This is a genomic window from Pseudomonas sp. (genome assembly GCF_030683065.1).
Taxonomy (GTDB): Bacteria; Pseudomonadota; Gammaproteobacteria; order Pseudomonadales; family Pseudomonadaceae; genus Aquipseudomonas.
The window spans coordinates 15,254-30,912 of sequence record NZ_JAUXMX010000029.1; the positions used below are offsets into that span (position 1 = coordinate 15,254).

Sequence of the window (15,659 nt, forward strand, 5' to 3'; positions counted from 1 at the left end):
GCGTCAGGCGCCCTTCAGCCCCATCGCCTCGGCCAGAAGTTCGTAGGACCGAACGCGGTCCTTCTGGTCGTAGGTGATGGTAAGAATGACGAAGTCGTCCACGCCATGAGCCTCACCCAGGGCAAGGAGCCGTCCGCGTACCTGCTCCGGCGAACCCGTGATGCCGCGCTTTTCGATGGTACGCAGCATTATGCGGTCTTCATCCGTATAGGGATAGTCGAGCGCCTCCTCGATTGAGGGAAAGGCGCCCGCGCGGTTTTGCAGGAGATGCATCACCCAGAGATTGCGCGATGCGGAAATGCGCTTCGCTTCTTCTTCCGTCTCCGCGACAGTCACGGAGACGGCAAGCGATCCTCGCGGGCTGGGAAGCCCACGCGACGGACGGAAATTCCGCCGGTAAAGCTCCAGCGGCTGCGTACCCGCATCCTGGTTGATGAAATGGGCGAAGCAATAGGCCATGCCGAATTGCGCCGCGATGACCGCGCCGTCGCCACCCGAACCCAGCATCCACAAATCCGGCATGCCCGGTCCGCGCGGCGTCGCATGGAGGCCCTGATAGGGATGACCGGCTGGAAAGCCGCCTGCCTCGCCGGCAAGGCCCTGCGCGTCCTCGAGAAATTGAGTGAGCAGTTCGACCTGCTGCGGAAAGACGCCCACATCGTAAGCCTGTGGCCCCGGTTGCAGCGCGCGCGACGTTCTCATGTCGCCGCCGGGCGCGCGGCCGAGCCCGAGGTCGATCCGTCCCGGATAGAGCGTTTCGAGCACGCGGAAACACTCCGCCACCTTGAGTGGACTGTAATGCGGCAACATCACGCCGCCCGAGCCGACGCGAATGTGCGATGTCGCCGCCGCCACCGCGCCGATCAGAACTTCCGGCGCCGAACCCGCGAAGGACGAGGTGTTGTGATGTTCCGCAAGCCAGTAGCGGCTGTAACCGAAACCTTCGGCCCGCCGCGCGAGGTCGATCGTGTTGGCGATGGCTTCCGCCGAGGTGCCGCCCTTGTGGATCGGTGACTGGTCGAGAACGCTCAATGTGACCATGGGGCTCCGGCTTTCCTGGGCTGCGGTTCCGTCCGATATGTGGCCTCGTCCCTTACTTTTCGAGAGGCCTCTTCTTCACGCGCTTCACGATGCCCGAAAAGTTGAGCAGGATGCGCTCCGCCTCGCCCTGGCCGGTAAAAACCTGGCCGCGCAGGAACACCATGCTGCCGGTATTCCGCACGATTTCACCCCGCGATTCGATGAACTCGCCGGCGCCCGCCGCCGCCGTGAACTCGCCCGTCAGCGACACCGTCACGGATGGGCCTTGCAGCACGTCCCGGCCGATGGCGAAGAGCGAATAATCCGCGAAGCTCATCAGCATGCCGCCGTGGAGGAACCCGCCGCCGTTGCAGTGAAAGGCCTTCGCCTCGAAGGCGCAGGTAACGTGCCCGTCCTCATGCTGGCGGAAAAAGAAAGGCCCGGCATGATCCTCGAAGGGGTCGTGACCGGTCCAGCTCTGGTAGCCGGCAAGCCGGCCGCTCAAACTCGTATTCATGTGCGGAACCTGTTGTGTCGATGGCGGTTGCCGAGCTTTTAGCAGGAAGCCGCCATGTCCCAAAGCCCCTCCCGGCCGGCGTGGAGCTTAAGCTATTGGTTATCTTGACGAGGCAGACTGCCCCGGTCGCCAGTTCCGCCGATAGACGGGTAATAGCGGATATGAACGCCGCCAAAAACAAAAATGGACGTGTCGAGGAGAGTGCGCGCCTGATCGCGATCGAGGAGCTGTCCGAGGCCCCGCTCGTGGAAATGGCGCAATACTGGGAAACGAAGCGGGCGGGGCGGAAGACGCCCCTGCGCAGCGACATGAACCCGGCAGATTTCGTGCGCCTGATGCCCCGGATTTTCATGCTTCGTGTCGGCCCCGACCCTCTGACCTTCACCTACAGCCTCATCGGCGACGACAATGTCCAGGCGCATGGCCGCAACTTCACCGGCTGGAACGTCCGCGACCTCGACAATATCTGGCCGGGCTACGGCACTTCCATGCACGATTTTTATGCACTGATCCTTCGGCGTGCAAAGCCGCAAGCGGCATGTGGAGAGATGAGCTTTGTCGATCGCGGTTTCTGCAGGTTCGAGGCGGTCTATCTGCCGCTCGCTGTAGCCGACGGAACCATCGGCCACATCATGGGCGCCGCCGTTTACAAGTTCGAGAAGAATACGGTCTGACGGCAATGGGCGGCGACATCGTCACAGGCCTCTTCGTTGTATGATTGCCGGGTGCCATTTGGGACGCGAACCATGACGGGCGGACCTCGGGTTATCGGGCGTTTCCGCAACGACAAAATTGAAAAACGCTTCAATTCCTAGTGATCCGATTCACACTACGTTAGGAAAATCGGCTCACTGTTGCTGCGGGTGGCGGCTGGCAGGCCGAGTGCGTACAGGGCGTGGGTGATGACGCAACTAGCGGAAAAATACCGGACGGATGAGTATGCCGACGTGATCGCCGAAGCCGATGCGCATGGCATCGACTTTCGGCGTCTGAAGGAACTTCAGGACCCGCTTTGCCGCGACATGCTGGCCTACTGGAACGAAGTGCGCGGCGACCGCGCGATGCCTCGTCCCGATGAGATCGACCCCGTGAAGTTCGCCCGTCACATGCCGAACCTCCTCATGGTTCAGGTGAACTGGGAGCCCTTCGATCTCACCTACCGGCTTCTCGGCGGCGATGTGGTGAACGCGCATGGCGCCAATTTTCGCGGCCGCCGCGTCATCGAAAGCACCTCCCACACCGGCCACTTCAACCAGGTCCTCTTCAATTTCTACAAATTCGTCGCCGAGGCCCGGCGCCCCTACGGCATTGCCGGCACAATGGAATATGTCGCCCGTGGCTTCGTGACGGTGGAGGGGGTCTACCTCCCGCTTTCGCTCGACGGTAACCGTACCGACCGTATCCTCGGCGCTGCTGTGTCCGAACCGCTGCCGCAGCGCTGAAGGCCGCGATTCGGCCTGTTTTGACCCCCGTCGGCCCTTGCCCTAAATTCCCGCTGCCTTTGAACTCAATGCGGGAAAACCCATGGCCCTCGACGCCGAAACACGCGACCAGCTCATCTCCTCCGTCCGCCGCTTTGTCGACGAGCGCCTGCGTCCCATTGAGGACAAGGTCTCCGAAACCGACAAGGTACCGGACGAAATCGTCGAGGAGATGAAGGAACTCGGCCTCTTCGGCATTTCGGTTCCCGTCGAATATGGCGGTCTCGGCCTGACCATGGAGGAGGAATGCCTCCTCATGTTCGAATTGGGCCGCACTTCGCCCGCCTTCCGCTCCGTCATCGGCACCAATGTCGGCATCGGCAGCCAGGGCATCGTCATGCATGGCCGCCAGGACCAGAAGGAATACTGGCTACCCAAAATCGCCAGCGGTGAGGTTATCGTCAGCTTCGCGCTGACGGAGCCTGAAGCAGGTTCCGATGCCGCTTCGCTGAAGGCGACCGCCATTCGCGACGGCGACCACTACATCGTCAACGGTACCAAGCGCTACATCACCAACGCCAACAAGGCCCACGCCTTCACGCTGATGGCGCGCACCGACCCGAAAACGCCGGGCGCGAAGGGTGTCTCCGCCTTTATCGTGCCGCGCGACATTCCGGGCATTCACGTCGGCAAACCCGAAAAGAAGATGGGCCAGCAGGGCGCGCATATCTGCGACGTGATTTTCGAGGACGCGCGCATCCCCGCCTCCTGTCTGCTGGGCGCGGAGGAAGGCAAGGGCTTCGTCACTGCCATGCAGGTGCTGGAGCGCGGCCGTCTCCACATCTCCGCCGTCTGCATCGGCGTCGCCGACCGCCTCGTCGAGGATTCGGTGAAGTATGCCGCAGAGCGCAAGCAGTTCGGCGCGCCCATCGGCAATCTCCAGCTCGTGCAGGCGATGCTGGCGGATTCGAAGATGGAAGCCTATGCCGGCCGCTGCATGGTGCTCGACGCCGCCCGCCGCCGCGATGCGGGCGAGGATGTCGCGACCGAAAGTTCCTGCTGCAAGCTCTTCTGCTCCGAAGCCGTAGGCCGTATCGCCGACCGCGCTGTGCAGGTTCATGGCGGCGCAGGCTATGTCGCCGACTACGGCATTGAGCGCTTCTACCGCGACGTCCGCATCTTCCGCATCTATGAAGGCACGAGCCAGGTGCAGCAGGTCATCATCGCGCGGAACCTGTTGAAGGCGGTGAACTGACGTGCTTTGCCGAGTTTGGCGCGGCCGTGCGGGATGACATAATGCCGGTATGAGAAAGCTCGACCGTCTCGTCTCCGATATCCGCGCCTGCCGCGTCTGCATCGAAAGCCCGCGCAACAAGCCCCTGCCGCATGAGCCGCGCCCGGTCCTGCGTGTGTCGCGTACGGCGCGGATATGCATTGTCGGGCAGGCGCCCGGCACGCGCGTTCATGCCTCGGGGACGCCCTTCACCGATCCGAGCGGCGACCGGCTTCGCGACTGGATGGGCGTCACGTCCGAAGAGTTCTACGATGTGTCGCGCATCGCCATCGTGCCCATGGGATTCTGCTTTCCGGGCCTCGACGCCAAGGGCGGCGATCTGCCACCCCGCCGGGAATGCGCCGAACGCTGGCGGCACGATCTCTTCGAATTGCTACCGCAAATGGAACTGACATTACTCGTCGGCCAGTATGCGCAAGCATGGCATCTGGGCACCACGCGCAAGGAAAGCCTCACCGCAACCGTCTCGGCATGGAAAGAATATTATCCCCGCTTCCTGCCTCTGCCGCACCCGTCATGGCGCAACAATGCATGGATCAAGAAGAACCCCTGGTTCGAGGAAGACCTCCTGCCCGTCCTGAAGCGCGAGGTACGCCGCCTGATCGGCTAGGCCTGCGTCATCGCGCCACAGCGATTGCCGCCTCTCGGTTTTGACAGGCCAGACCCTTCTCCGGATACTGCGGCAAAAGGGGAAACGGTTGAGCATTCTGCAACGCACAAGGCGGGTAAGGGGCAATCCGCGCCGCGGCGGTTCTGCGCCGTCGCTTGTCTCGCGGCTGCTTTTCGCACTCGTTGCGCTTTCGATCCTCTTTCCCGCACTGGCCGGCAGCCTCGCCGCCCGTCCGCTGCAGACGACAGGCGTCTTCGAAGACCGCATCGTCATCTGTACCGGCAGCGGCCTGAAGGTCATTCGCCTCGACAATAGCGGCGAGGTGCTCCCCGACGGCGAAGAACAGTATGATATCGCGCCCGGCCTCTGCGCCCCGATGGTGACGGCGGCGCTTGGGGAGTTCCGCGACGGCCTCTTCATCCAGTTGCGGCGTCCGGCCTTGCCCGATCTGCTGCGCCCCGCCGCCGCGATCCTTGTTCTGCATGGTACGGAACATCCTCCCGCGCTCACGCGAGGCCCACCTGTCCACGTCTGAACCCGGTTCGCAGTTTCAGACAAGACAGGAAAAATTCGATGTTGTTTCAGCGCTCTATTGCGGCGCGGCGGGCCATGCTGCTCGCTGCCACCGCTTCCGCCGCCCTCATGCCGGTGTTCTGGCCGCTTTCCGCCAAGGCCGCGGATGAGAAACGGTCCCCCATTTTGATACCCGAACTCGTCATCTCCGCGCCGGAAGAGGAAGGCGACGTTTCCGAAACGGTGAAGGTCGACGAAATTGCGGGCCCGCCCGCACGCGACGCTGGCGAGCTTCTCTCGCGCTTGCCGGGCGTGACGGCGGGCCGTATGGGCGGCCATGGTTCGGACATCAGCATTCGCGGCATGTCGGAAGACAGGATAGCCGTCCTCAGCGACGGCGCCTATGTCTTCGGCGCCTGCCCGAACCGCATGGACCCGCCCACCTCCTCCATGATGCCTATGTCCGGCGACAGCATCACCGTGCGGCGCGGCTATCAGTCCGTGCTCGACGGCCCGCCTGCACCCGCGGGTACGGTTTCGCTCGAACGCGCCGATCCCGCGGATTTCCCGGAAGGACTCTCGGGCAATATCGAGGCCGGTGTCGAGTCGAACGGCTCGCAGCGTTACGTGAGCGCGCAGGCACGCGCCGTCGAACGTGGCAGTTATATTCGTGGTTTCGTGACGGACCGCCGCGCGGACAACTACGAAGACGGTTCGGGCCGGGAGGTCCGCTCTGCCTTCGAGCAATATGGTGGCGGCGGAGAAGTCGGCCTTCGTTATGGATCGAACTCGCTTCTTTCCTTCTCGGCGGAACAGAACCGCGCCGTCGACGTCTATTTCGCGGGGGCGGGCATGGACGCGCCCTGGACCGCCACAGACACATACCGCCTCGCCATCGAACACAATTTCGAGGAAGGCGGTGCATTCAAAGGCGTCGAGGCGAGCGTCTACGGTTCCTTCGTCGATCACGTCATGGACAACTACTCGCTGCGCACGCCAGGCACGATGACCATGCGCACCGATGCGACGTCCGACACGCGCGGCGCGCGGCTCGCGGGTGTTCTCGAATTCGGCAATCTGGATGTGACGATCGGCGGCGACTACCGCCGCAACGATCGCGATGCGATAAGCTATTCGTCCATGATGGCGGCCATTCCGCCGGCCACGATTTCCAACTACACATGGCCGGGCATGGAAATCGAGGATGCCGGCTTGTTCGTCGAGGCGAGCGCGCCTCTGACGGCCAGAACGGACATCACCGCCGGTATCCGCACCGACTTCGTCTCCGTCAAGGCGACGAAAGCCGACCTCCTGCCGGGCGGCATGGGCGCGGTCTCGGCCCGCACGCTCTACAACACTTTCTATGGCGTCGTGCAGACGGACCGGGATGAGACCAATGTTAGCGGCCTCGTTCGAGTGACGCATGACTTCGGCGGCTTCTCCGGCTGGGCAGGCGCGAGCCGCGCGGTACGCACGGCGGATGCGACCGAGCGAGGCATTGCCCGTGCGCCCGCGATGGGCGGCGGCGGCTGGGTCGGCAATCCCGGTATCGATCCCGAACAGCATCATCAGGTCGATATGGGTATCGAGACGGCAGGGTCCGCTTGGAAGGCTTCCACCGGGATCTGGTACGACAATGTGAAGGACTTCATCTCACGGGACATTGCACGCGGCCAGTCCGGCGTCCTTGTGAACGACGGCATCTCGAGTATCTTCCGCAATGTCGATGCGGAACTCGCGGGAGTCGACGTCGCCGGGCAATGGGCGTTCGCGCCGTCATGGCATGTCGGCGGCAACCTCGCCTATACCTATGGCGAGAACACGACCGACAACCGGGCCCTCTACCAGATATCGCCAATCAGCGGCAGCGTTGAACTGGTCTACGACGTAACGGAATGGAGTGCCGGCACGCGCATGCGCTGGGCCGGGAAACAGACAAGGGCCGACACAAGCACCGCGACAGGGTCGGGCCTCGATGTTCGTGAGACCCCGGGCTACGCGGTCTTCGATCTCTTCGGTACATGGCAGCTCGCCAGCGCGGTCGAGCTGCGGGGCGGCGTCGCCAACCTTCTCGACACCACCTATGCGTCTCATCTGAGCCGCGGGAATGGTTTCGATCCGGCGGTGGTTCAGGTAAACGAGCCGGGGCGTTCGGCTTATCTTCAGATGAATCTGACATTCTGATCGACGGGGAGGCGGCCGCGTGCCGCCTCCCTAGCTTCTCGCCTGGGCTGTGCCGATGCGCTAGCCTCCGTGCATGTCACGCATCTTCCCGCTCCTTCTTCTTCTCGTTTCCGCCTTCGCCTGCGCGCCGCAGATGATGGCGGTCGGCGATCCGGTCTACGATGCGCGCCTCGACACGACGGCGGCGTCGACGGTGGCGGTCATGGCCGACGGCGCCACGTTGCCCATGTTGGTCTTTCAGGCAAAGGAACCGCGCGCGGTCGTCGTCGCGCTGCACGGCTTCAACGACTACTCGAATGCCTTTTCGGACCCCGGCCCCGGTCCATGGTTCGCCGCACGGGGCATCTCGCTTTACGCGATCGACCAGCGCGGCTTCGGCCGGGCGCCGGGGCAGGGGCTCTGGGCGGGCGACACCCGCATGGCGGAAGATGCTGCGAGCGTTGTGAGGATGGTGCGCGGACGCCATCCGGACCTGCCGGTCTATCTCCTCGGCGAAAGCATGGGCGGCGCGGTCGCCATGCGCGCGATGACCTTGCCGGAACCGCCGGAGATCGACGGTCTCATCCTGTCGGCGCCCGCCGTCTGGGGCTGGCGCGCCATGAACGATTTTTACAGGATCGTCCTCTGGGCCTCGGCCCGCCTCGCGCCGTCCTACACCTTGACGGGGCGCGGCCTCGGGATCAGGCCGTCGGACAACATCGAAATGCTCCGCGCTCTCGGCCGCGACCCTCTCGTCATCAAGGGAACGCGCATCGATACGATCTACGGCCTCGTCGATCTGATGGACAGCGCCCATGCCGCTTCGGCCCGTCTCGGTGTGCCGGTTCTGCTGCTCTATGGCGCGAAGGATGAAATCGTACCGGCACCTCCCGTCGGCGATGCGCTCACGGCGATGAAGGAAGCGGAGGTCGACGTCGCCGCCATCTGCTACCCCGACGGCTACCACATGCTGCTGCGCGATCTTCAGCGCGAAACCGTATGGCGCGACATTGCCGCGTGGATCGCCGCGTCCGGGGCGTCTCCGCCATCCGGCGACACGGATATGAAACCGTGCGGAGCGCTCGCGGAAGCGTTGCGGCCGAACGAAACCGGTTCAGGCGCTCTGTGAAACGGCTGCGTCCTCTTCGTCTTCCAGTGGCTCGGCTAGGATGGGCGCGTTCTCTTCGCCGAAACGGATTTTGATTTCCCTTTCGATGTCGGCCAGGAGTTCCGGCACATTCGCAAGATGCGGCCGCTCCGCCTTGATGATGGCACGGAAAAGGCGCGCCTTCAGTTGCGCAAGGTCGATGCCCGACTCGGCGACGGCGCGGCGCGCGCTGCTCGCGACGATGTCCACCAGCCTGTCCGCCGCGTGAAGCCGGCCCCACAGGTAATCGTTCTCCCGCGCGCGACGGCTGAAGAAGGCCGCGAAATAGCCGAGATCGCGTCCCATCAGGGTCGCGGGCGCGCCACCCTCGCGGATCGCTCTCGCATCCTCGGGGCTGATCCGGTCTACCTGCACCGTGTCCACGTCGTCGAGGTCCTGCCACTTGTTGAGCGGCAGCGTCAGCACGTCGAAGAAGGGAAAACCGACATAGGCCTGCAGCAGTTCGACGCGGACTTCCGGCGGAAGCGGCGTCTGGGACATCTGCGCGAAGGCGTCGTCCACCTCGCGGTCGAGGCCCACAAGATTGAGCTTCGGAGCGATATGCGCCGTGAAGGCGTCGATCTCATGCGGCTCGGCGACGCCGTCGTCGTAGATCGCCTTGCAGATGCGGCTCGTTTCCTCGGTGCGAAGCCGCGCCGCCGTTTCCGACTGGAGCCGTTCGAGGCTTTTGTAAAGCTGTGCCTTGAAATCGTCGAGCGTGTCCGGATTGTAGTAGATGTTCTCGCCGGCGCCGATGCCTTCGTAAAGTTCGTTGAGCCGCCGGATGACGAAGCGCAGCCGCCGCACGCGGAACCCGACATCGAAATCGCGCAGGAACCGCACCCATGAATCTTCCTTGCTGGGCTGCATCCCCTGCGCCGCATGCGTGAACCAGCGGACGGGAAAAATCTCCCCCTCTTTCGCCCATGCTTCGACGGCGCGCGAAAGTGCGAGCCGGTCGCTCGGGTGATGCACGGCTTCGCTGAGGTCGGCGACGATGCCGGTGATCTGGTCCAGCACCGATGAAACCTTGAGCTGGATATAGGCGTCGTAGGCATAGCCGGCTTCGAGCGCGGCCTGCGCGTTTGCGTCGTTGCGGAGTGACGCGAGCAGCTCCGGCGTCGGGTTCGTCATTGCCGTGCCGTCGAAGAGCCGGCCGATACGCTGGCGGACGTGAGGCCGCGTCGCGGCCACGATCTGCCTGTAGCGGCGCACGCGCTCCGAAAAATCGTGCAGGGCCTCGAGTTCGTCGCGCACGGGCTGGTTGCGCGGAATGTCGGAAAGCGCGCCGCGTATTGTGTGGAAGAAGCCCGGCGCCGCGCCGCCGCCTTCCACGCGTCCGCCCTTCGGGTCGGGATCGATATAGACGACGCGCCTGTCCACTTCGCGGTAGGCGGGCCTGCCGCGAATGGCTCCGATCGCTTCCGCGAAAGGCTTGTTGTTGAGCACGCTGCCGTCGATGAACGATGCCTTCGCCGGGTCGGAACCCGCCGCGATCAGCGGCTTGAAATTTCCGCGCAGGAAAATATCCCGCGTCGGCCAGTCGAGGCCTCTTTCCTCCAGCACCTTTTCGAGTTCGCCGATCCGTGCGGGCGGAAAGGCACCGGGGAACGACGACGTCGCGCGCGCGGCGAACACGAGGCCCGGCACGTGATCGAGATCGAAATCGCTCTCGATGGCGCCGCTGGGATGCTGGAAATAGGAAAACTTCAGGATATGCCGGTGCTCCCGCTCGCGGATCGACACAGGATCGTGCAGCGGAATGTTCTGGCTGTAGCCGTGGAAATCGGTCACCGAGACGATGAGGTCGAGCCGGTGCCCCGTCGGCAGCAGCGACGCATTCGCCGGTTCCGCCTCGCCCATCGACGTGCAGGCGTCGAGCAGCATTCCGCTCATGATCTCGCCGGAAAAAGGCGGCTGGAACCAGCGCGAGCGTGTGAATATCTGCAGCTTCTGGCGCATCTCGATGTCGGGCGCATAGCGCGCCAGCCACTTGTCGGTCAGCCCCCAGAAGATCGGCTTCATGAAGAGCTTGTCCCACCGGCCGGCGAGATGTTTCTCGTCCATCAGCGCCACGATGTCGGCCTGTTCGAGCCACATCTTGCGGTGCGAATCCATCGGCAGGTCGTGCGCCAGCGCGCGCGCCAGCAACACGCCGTTGATGCCGCCGGCGGAAGCGCCCGCGATCGTATCCACAAAGACGCGCAACTCGAGCGTCTGTCCGATCGCCTGGATCAGCTCGAAGTAGAGCGCCTCCGTATCCGTCTCGCGGTCGTCGTGATCGATATCCAGATAGGTGGCCGAAGCCTGATGCGAACGTCCGAGATCCTGGTGATAGACGCGCGACGCGCGCACCAGCTTCAGGATCTCTTTCGACACGCCATGCATATAGACGGCGAGCGAAACGCCGCCATAGCAAACCAGCGCGAGCCTGAGTTCCTTTTCCTTCATATCCCGGTCACCGCCCAGAGTGCTGCCCCCGCAGCCTGGCCGCGGGATCGGATCGCCCCAGTCTAAAGGACCAGACTTTCATGACCAATTAACGTTAGCGCGGCGATTTGCACGCGCACGACGCAAGGTCCCCGGACCATGAGGCGCCTATCATCCTGATTTCAAAGGATTTTCAATGGTGGACGGTACTGGACTCGAACCAGTGACCCCTGCGATGTGAACACCAAGCTAAGCCACAAGAGCATACCAAGCGTCAGATCACAGAATTCCGAAAAGCGCTGTAACGCCAACATGTTAGGAGTCTGACGTGTGCTGACCAAGTTGTCAAGAAAAGGCGCTCGAAAGCCCGAAAAAGTGGACCGAGCGTGACAGAATTGTGTCAAGAAGCTTATAGGCTTCAAGCAATGCGGAATCGGTCAATTGAGGTTGCTTCATGCGAAGGCGACACGTTGTTGGTGAGTGACAATGAGATGCTAGTGTCAGAGTTATCGGTATTTGGGGATAGTCCGATAGAGCACTACGCAAGCGCGAGCAATGGGGGAAATTCATGATGGAGGGTGCACGCAAGCTGCCGCCTCAGCACATCTCGATCCGTGTGCCGTGGCACGATTCTGGTTGGTCTGGCCGTATCTGCCAAAATCCACTCGGGAACACTCATTGCGTTGCCTTGCCGCGCATCGGCGATAACCGAGACGACACGTGGGAGGCATCTGTCAGAGGAGAGTTGTTCGATACTGAAGGGGGGCCTCTGCCTGCCTGCGCATCCGAGCGCGGTGCCTTCATGGCAGATTTTTCATATGAACGCCGCATTCAACACCCCTACGGGCACAATGAGCTCTACGCGCATTTTCGTCGAACCACATACATTCACGCACCTCGATCTGCGTCGGCGGTTCCCTTCGCCTGGATGATGAAAGCTGATGATGGCCTACCTGAGATCGCCAACCGGTTGGCGCTTGGTTTCCGTCCTGAATTAGAGCCGGAACTCGGCTTCGACAGCATTTGGGTGCAAGAACGCCGCAACCAGCTTGTAATGCTAGATACTTTCTTCGGTGCCATAGAACCTACGACGTCACTCGTATTCTTCTATGCCAAGAAAACTCCTCTCACTGAAGACCCTCGTCGCGTCATAGTGGGAATAGGACGGGTGATCGGAGTCAGTGGTGCCACGGAATATGCGTACGAGAATGCTGCCGAAGATGCTCTTCGCTCAATGATGTGGGAACGCAACGTCAGCCACTCGATTAAGCCCGAGATTGGAGATGGTTTTTTGCTGCCTTACGGGGAGCTATTAGAGCTCTCAAAAAATGATGCGGACTTTGATCTTCAGCAATTCGTGTTGCACGCGCCAGATGAGAATTTTGCTGCCTTCTCTATGGGCTCTGAGCACGTCAGCCATGACCAAGCAGTGTCGGTGCTATTGTCGGCGGTTGCAGTCGTGGGGCGCTATGAGGCACTACTGCCTGGCGACTGGAGCGCTGCGCGATCTTGGATCGACACAGAACTGAATCGCCTTTGGCGATTACGTGGCGCCTATCCAGGGCTTGGTTCAGCTTTGAGCGCCATGGGGCTCCCGAACGGCACGCTGCTTGCGCACGCTGTCGGCGGCAAGCTGTACGCGGACGGCGGAGAGGATATTCGTGATCCATGGCCAGTTGTTGAGTCCGTGCTCCACGACCCGAAGCAACTGCCGCAAGACCTGGCTGGCTCGGTCGGCCCGGCCGCCGCAAAACTATGGGACACCTTGCGCCCTGAACGCAGAGATCTTCTCAAGTTGCTCGCACGTTTCGAGTTATCGGCTGATCAGGCACAGAGGTGGTGGGTCCAGGAGAAGCGAGCGCAAGCGGGAATAGACCTCGCCGATCGGGCAATCCTCACCAACCCATACCTCTGTTTCGAGGCAGATCGCGGACGAGTGGACAGCATCCCGCTGCCGGTTATCGACAGGGGATTGTTTCCAGATCCGCATGTTCTCGCAGCCATACCGATTCCCGCGCCCTCCGCGTGTGCCGAAGCGATTGATCCGCGCCGGGGGCGGGCGCTCATTATCCAGGCGCTTGAAGACGCTGCTCAGGACGGCCACACGCTACTTCCGCAAGATTGGTTGGTGGAGCGCGTACGTGATGCCGAAGTCTCTCCACCTTGTGCCATAACCGGAGATTGGATTGCCGCGTTTGAGGAGAGTTTTGCGCCTGAGCTCGAAGAAGTCGAAACCGCAACCGGAGCATCCGGGTGGCAGCTTAATCGCTACGCTGCGACGCGTACGCTGATCGGTACACGCATCAAGCGCCGCCTTGGCGGCGCTCGCCATGCAGGTGAATATGACTGGCCGAAGCTGATCGACGACGCGCTCGGCGGGCCCGCCAAGAAGGGCGATGCAACGGAGGAGATGGCGCGGAAGGAGAAAGCGTCCGCGCTCGAAGAGCTCTTTCGCTCCCGCTCTTCGGTGCTGATCGGTCCCGCCGGAACCGGAAAGACCACACTCCTTCTCGCCCTTCTGTCGCTTGATCAGGTTCACAAAGGCGGCGTGCTATTACTGGCTCCGACGGGCAAGGCGCGGGTTCAGATGCAAAAGAAGGCCGGTGATGTGAAGGCGTTCACGCTGGCTCAATTTCTGCTGGGCCTCGACCGCTACGATGCCCAGACCGGAGCCTACCTGGTTACCGGCGCATCAGACCGCGAGAATGGCTTTGCCACAGTTGTGATCGACGAGGCCTCGATGCTAACCGAGGATCAGCTTGCAGCGACACTTGACGCGCTGGACCCATCAAGTGTCCAGCGCCTCATCCTTGTTGGCGATCCCCGCCAGCTTCCGCCCATTGGCGCAGGACGCCCGTTCGTCGACGTAATCCGGCTTTTGCGAGATCAGGATACCAATCCCGTACGCGGATTGGCTGAGCTCACTGTCGTACGCAGGCAGTCCGGCGGTTCGGACGATCACGAATCTCCTCGCGACGATGTACTTCTCTCGCGCTGGTTCAGCGGCGAAGCTCCCGATGCAGGCGCGGATGAGATTTGGGATCGCTTGGCAGCGGGCTCAGCGCGTGGTGTCCGTGCGATCCGTTGGGAAGGTGACGCCGACTTGCAAGCGAAGCTGCTGGAAGAGTTGACGACCCATATACGTTCGGGGGCGGACGCGTCGCTTAAAGACGACACCGCCTTCGAAGTCAGCCTCGGTGGCACTGAGTTTAACGGCCGGGGTTATTTTCACCCATCTAAGCCAGACGACGATGGTCGACGTCAGGGAGGTGGCGCGGGCGTCGAGGCTTGGCAGATCCTCGCACCTATCCGCGATGGAGAGACCGGTGTCGTCGGGCTCAATCGCTGGATCAAGAGACTGTTTCGGGTTTCCGTTCGCGGTTGGGCAGAAGTTGAGACGTATTGGCATCGTAAGATTACGAAACCGATGGGAAGTCAGGCGATCCTCTACGGCGACAAGGTGATCAATCTTTCGAACGGCCGCCGCCACGATGTCTATCCAAAACCGGACAAAGCGTATCTTGCGAACGGCGAGATCGGACTCGTCGTCGGACAATATAAGGGGAGGAATTGGAAGCCGAAGAGACTGCCTTGGAAGTTGGAAGTCGAATTCTCGACCCAGCTCGGTTTCAAGTTTGGGTTTGGCAGCTCGGACTTCGGCGAAGACGGCAACGAACGCTTGGAACTCGCCTATGCGCTGACGATCCACAAGGCCCAAGGCAGCGAGTTCGGCACCACGTTCGTAATCGTGCCGAACCCTTGCCGACTGCTCTCACGCGAATTGCTTTATACGGCACTGACGAGGCAGCAGCGCAGTGTAATTCTGTTTCATCAGGGTGATTTGCGCGACTTGAAGAAGCTGTCGGGCGCAGACCATTCCGAGACAGCGCGCCGACTGACGAATCTGTTCACCAAACCGAAGCTGGTAGCCTATAGCCGCACCTTCCTGGAAGAAGGTCTCATTCATCGCACCACTCGTGGTGAACTCGTCCGATCAAAATCCGAAGTCATCATTGCCGATCTGCTCAATAGCCTGGAGCTCCCCTATTCCTATGAGCAACCATTCACCGCCCCCGATGGATCAGTGCGGTACCCCGACTTCACGGTCGACGATGCAGAAACCGGCCGGCGGCTATTGATTGAGCATCTCGGCATGATGGATCGCCCGGACTATGTTTGGCGCTGGAAAGCTAAGGAGAAGTGGTATCGGGACGCTGGAGTTATGCCAGTCGCGGACGGTGAGGCTGAAGTTGGATTGCTGACGACGACGGAAGTCGGCGGTCTCGACGCAGCGGCGATCAAGGCGCAGATTGTTGCGGCTCTTGGACTCTGACCGACTCGCAAGCCTATGCACATGCTCGTGTGGCAATCGACGGTGACTAGATAATACACCTTAGAAAATTGAACGATTGGTAGCAAAGAACAGACCGCGATGGCTCGAACTGCCATCTTGATACGATTTCATCGTGCAGACATCTGTTCATCCAACTGAAGAAGCGATTCAATTACGAGGATTGAGCGATCTCTTTTGGATGCATAGCGGT

General features: G+C 61.8%; 11 protein-coding genes. 8 read left to right on the plus strand and 3 right to left on the minus strand.

From position 1 onward, the window contains the following. Positions 1-3: 3 nt before the first annotated feature. Together Q8K09_RS07015 and Q8K09_RS07020 are read right to left on the minus strand one after the other, a co-directional pair. Positions 4-1,041, minus strand: a complete 1,038-nt coding sequence (locus Q8K09_RS07015; RefSeq protein ID WP_305254251.1) for an LLM class flavin-dependent oxidoreductase — start codon at positions 1,039-1,041, stop codon at positions 4-6. Positions 1,042-1,093: 52 nt separating this feature from the next. Beyond that, complete coding sequence (locus tag Q8K09_RS07020) at positions 1,094-1,537, minus strand: PaaI family thioesterase (protein ID WP_305254252.1); 444 nt, start codon at positions 1,535-1,537, stop codon at positions 1,094-1,096. A 161-nt stretch (positions 1,538-1,698) separates the two neighbouring features. Between Q8K09_RS07020 and Q8K09_RS07025 the strand changes: the two genes are divergently transcribed. From Q8K09_RS07025 to Q8K09_RS07055, 7 genes are all read left to right on the plus strand, one after another. Then, positions 1,699-2,211 (plus strand): PAS domain-containing protein, encoded by a 513-nt coding sequence (locus tag Q8K09_RS07025; RefSeq protein WP_305254253.1) that lies wholly within the window; start codon positions 1,699-1,701, stop codon positions 2,209-2,211. A gap of 228 nt (positions 2,212-2,439) precedes the next feature. Beyond that, positions 2,440-2,979 (plus strand): PAS domain-containing protein, encoded by a 540-nt coding sequence (locus Q8K09_RS07030; protein WP_305254254.1) that lies wholly within the window; start codon positions 2,440-2,442, stop codon positions 2,977-2,979. A gap of 82 nt (positions 2,980-3,061) precedes the next feature. Next, positions 3,062-4,213: an acyl-CoA dehydrogenase family protein gene (locus tag Q8K09_RS07035; RefSeq protein ID WP_305254255.1), complete on the plus strand. Its 1,152-nt coding sequence runs from the start codon at positions 3,062-3,064 to the stop codon at positions 4,211-4,213. Positions 4,214-4,262: 49 nt separating this feature from the next. Further along, entirely contained in the window at positions 4,263-4,862 is a 600-nt protein-coding gene (locus Q8K09_RS07040; RefSeq protein ID WP_305254256.1) for a uracil-DNA glycosylase family protein, read from the plus strand. Positions 4,863-4,950: 88 nt separating this feature from the next. Beyond that, positions 4,951-5,397 carry a hypothetical protein gene (locus Q8K09_RS07045; RefSeq protein WP_305254257.1) on the plus strand — a complete coding sequence of 149 codons (447 nt, stop codon included), beginning with the start codon at positions 4,951-4,953 and terminating at the stop codon, positions 5,395-5,397. A 38-nt stretch (positions 5,398-5,435) separates the two neighbouring features. Then, positions 5,436-7,559 (plus strand): TonB-dependent receptor domain-containing protein, encoded by a 2,124-nt coding sequence (locus Q8K09_RS07050; RefSeq protein WP_305254258.1) that lies wholly within the window; start codon positions 5,436-5,438, stop codon positions 7,557-7,559. Positions 7,560-7,632: 73 nt separating this feature from the next. Beyond that, positions 7,633-8,667, plus strand: coding sequence for an alpha/beta hydrolase (locus Q8K09_RS07055; RefSeq protein ID WP_305254259.1), 1,035 nt, complete (start codon positions 7,633-7,635; stop codon positions 8,665-8,667). Here Q8K09_RS07055 and Q8K09_RS07060 read toward each other — a convergent pair. Next, the gene (locus tag Q8K09_RS07060) at positions 8,653-11,136 is read right to left on the minus strand and encodes a patatin-like protein (RefSeq protein WP_305254260.1); all 2,484 of its coding nucleotides are present in this window, start codon (positions 11,134-11,136) and stop codon (positions 8,653-8,655) included. The two genes, Q8K09_RS07055 and Q8K09_RS07060, sit on opposite strands and share 15 nt — an antisense overlap. A gap of 547 nt (positions 11,137-11,683) precedes the next feature. Between Q8K09_RS07060 and Q8K09_RS07065 the strand changes: the two genes are divergently transcribed. Continuing rightward, the gene (locus Q8K09_RS07065; protein ID WP_305254261.1) at positions 11,684-15,448 is read left to right on the plus strand and encodes an ATP-dependent RecD-like DNA helicase; all 3,765 of its coding nucleotides are present in this window, start codon (positions 11,684-11,686) and stop codon (positions 15,446-15,448) included. Positions 15,449-15,659: the final 211 nt, after the last annotated feature.

What these genes read in the sequence shown, in the direction of transcription:
- Q8K09_RS07015 (WP_305254251.1), bottom strand. Translation starts at nt 1,041, where the DNA reads ATGGTCACATTGAGCGTTCTCGACCAGTCACCGATCCACAAGGGCGGC.
- Q8K09_RS07020 (WP_305254252.1), bottom strand. Translation starts at nt 1,537, where the DNA reads ATGAATACGAGTTTGAGCGGCCGGCTTGCCGGCTACCAGAGCTGGACC.
- Q8K09_RS07025 (WP_305254253.1), top strand. Translation starts at nt 1,699, where the DNA reads ATGAACGCCGCCAAAAACAAAAATGGACGTGTCGAGGAGAGTGCGCGC.
- Q8K09_RS07030 (WP_305254254.1), top strand. Translation starts at nt 2,440, where the DNA reads ATGACGCAACTAGCGGAAAAATACCGGACGGATGAGTATGCCGACGTG.
- Q8K09_RS07035 (WP_305254255.1), top strand. Translation starts at nt 3,062, where the DNA reads ATGGCCCTCGACGCCGAAACACGCGACCAGCTCATCTCCTCCGTCCGC.
- Q8K09_RS07040 (WP_305254256.1), top strand. Translation starts at nt 4,263, where the DNA reads ATGAGAAAGCTCGACCGTCTCGTCTCCGATATCCGCGCCTGCCGCGTC.
- Q8K09_RS07050 (WP_305254258.1), top strand. Translation starts at nt 5,436, where the DNA reads ATGTTGTTTCAGCGCTCTATTGCGGCGCGGCGGGCCATGCTGCTCGCT.
- Q8K09_RS07055 (WP_305254259.1), top strand. Translation starts at nt 7,633, where the DNA reads ATGTCACGCATCTTCCCGCTCCTTCTTCTTCTCGTTTCCGCCTTCGCC.
- Q8K09_RS07060 (WP_305254260.1), bottom strand. Translation starts at nt 11,136, where the DNA reads ATGAAGGAAAAGGAACTCAGGCTCGCGCTGGTTTGCTATGGCGGCGTT.
- Q8K09_RS07065 (WP_305254261.1), top strand. Translation starts at nt 11,684, where the DNA reads ATGATGGAGGGTGCACGCAAGCTGCCGCCTCAGCACATCTCGATCCGT.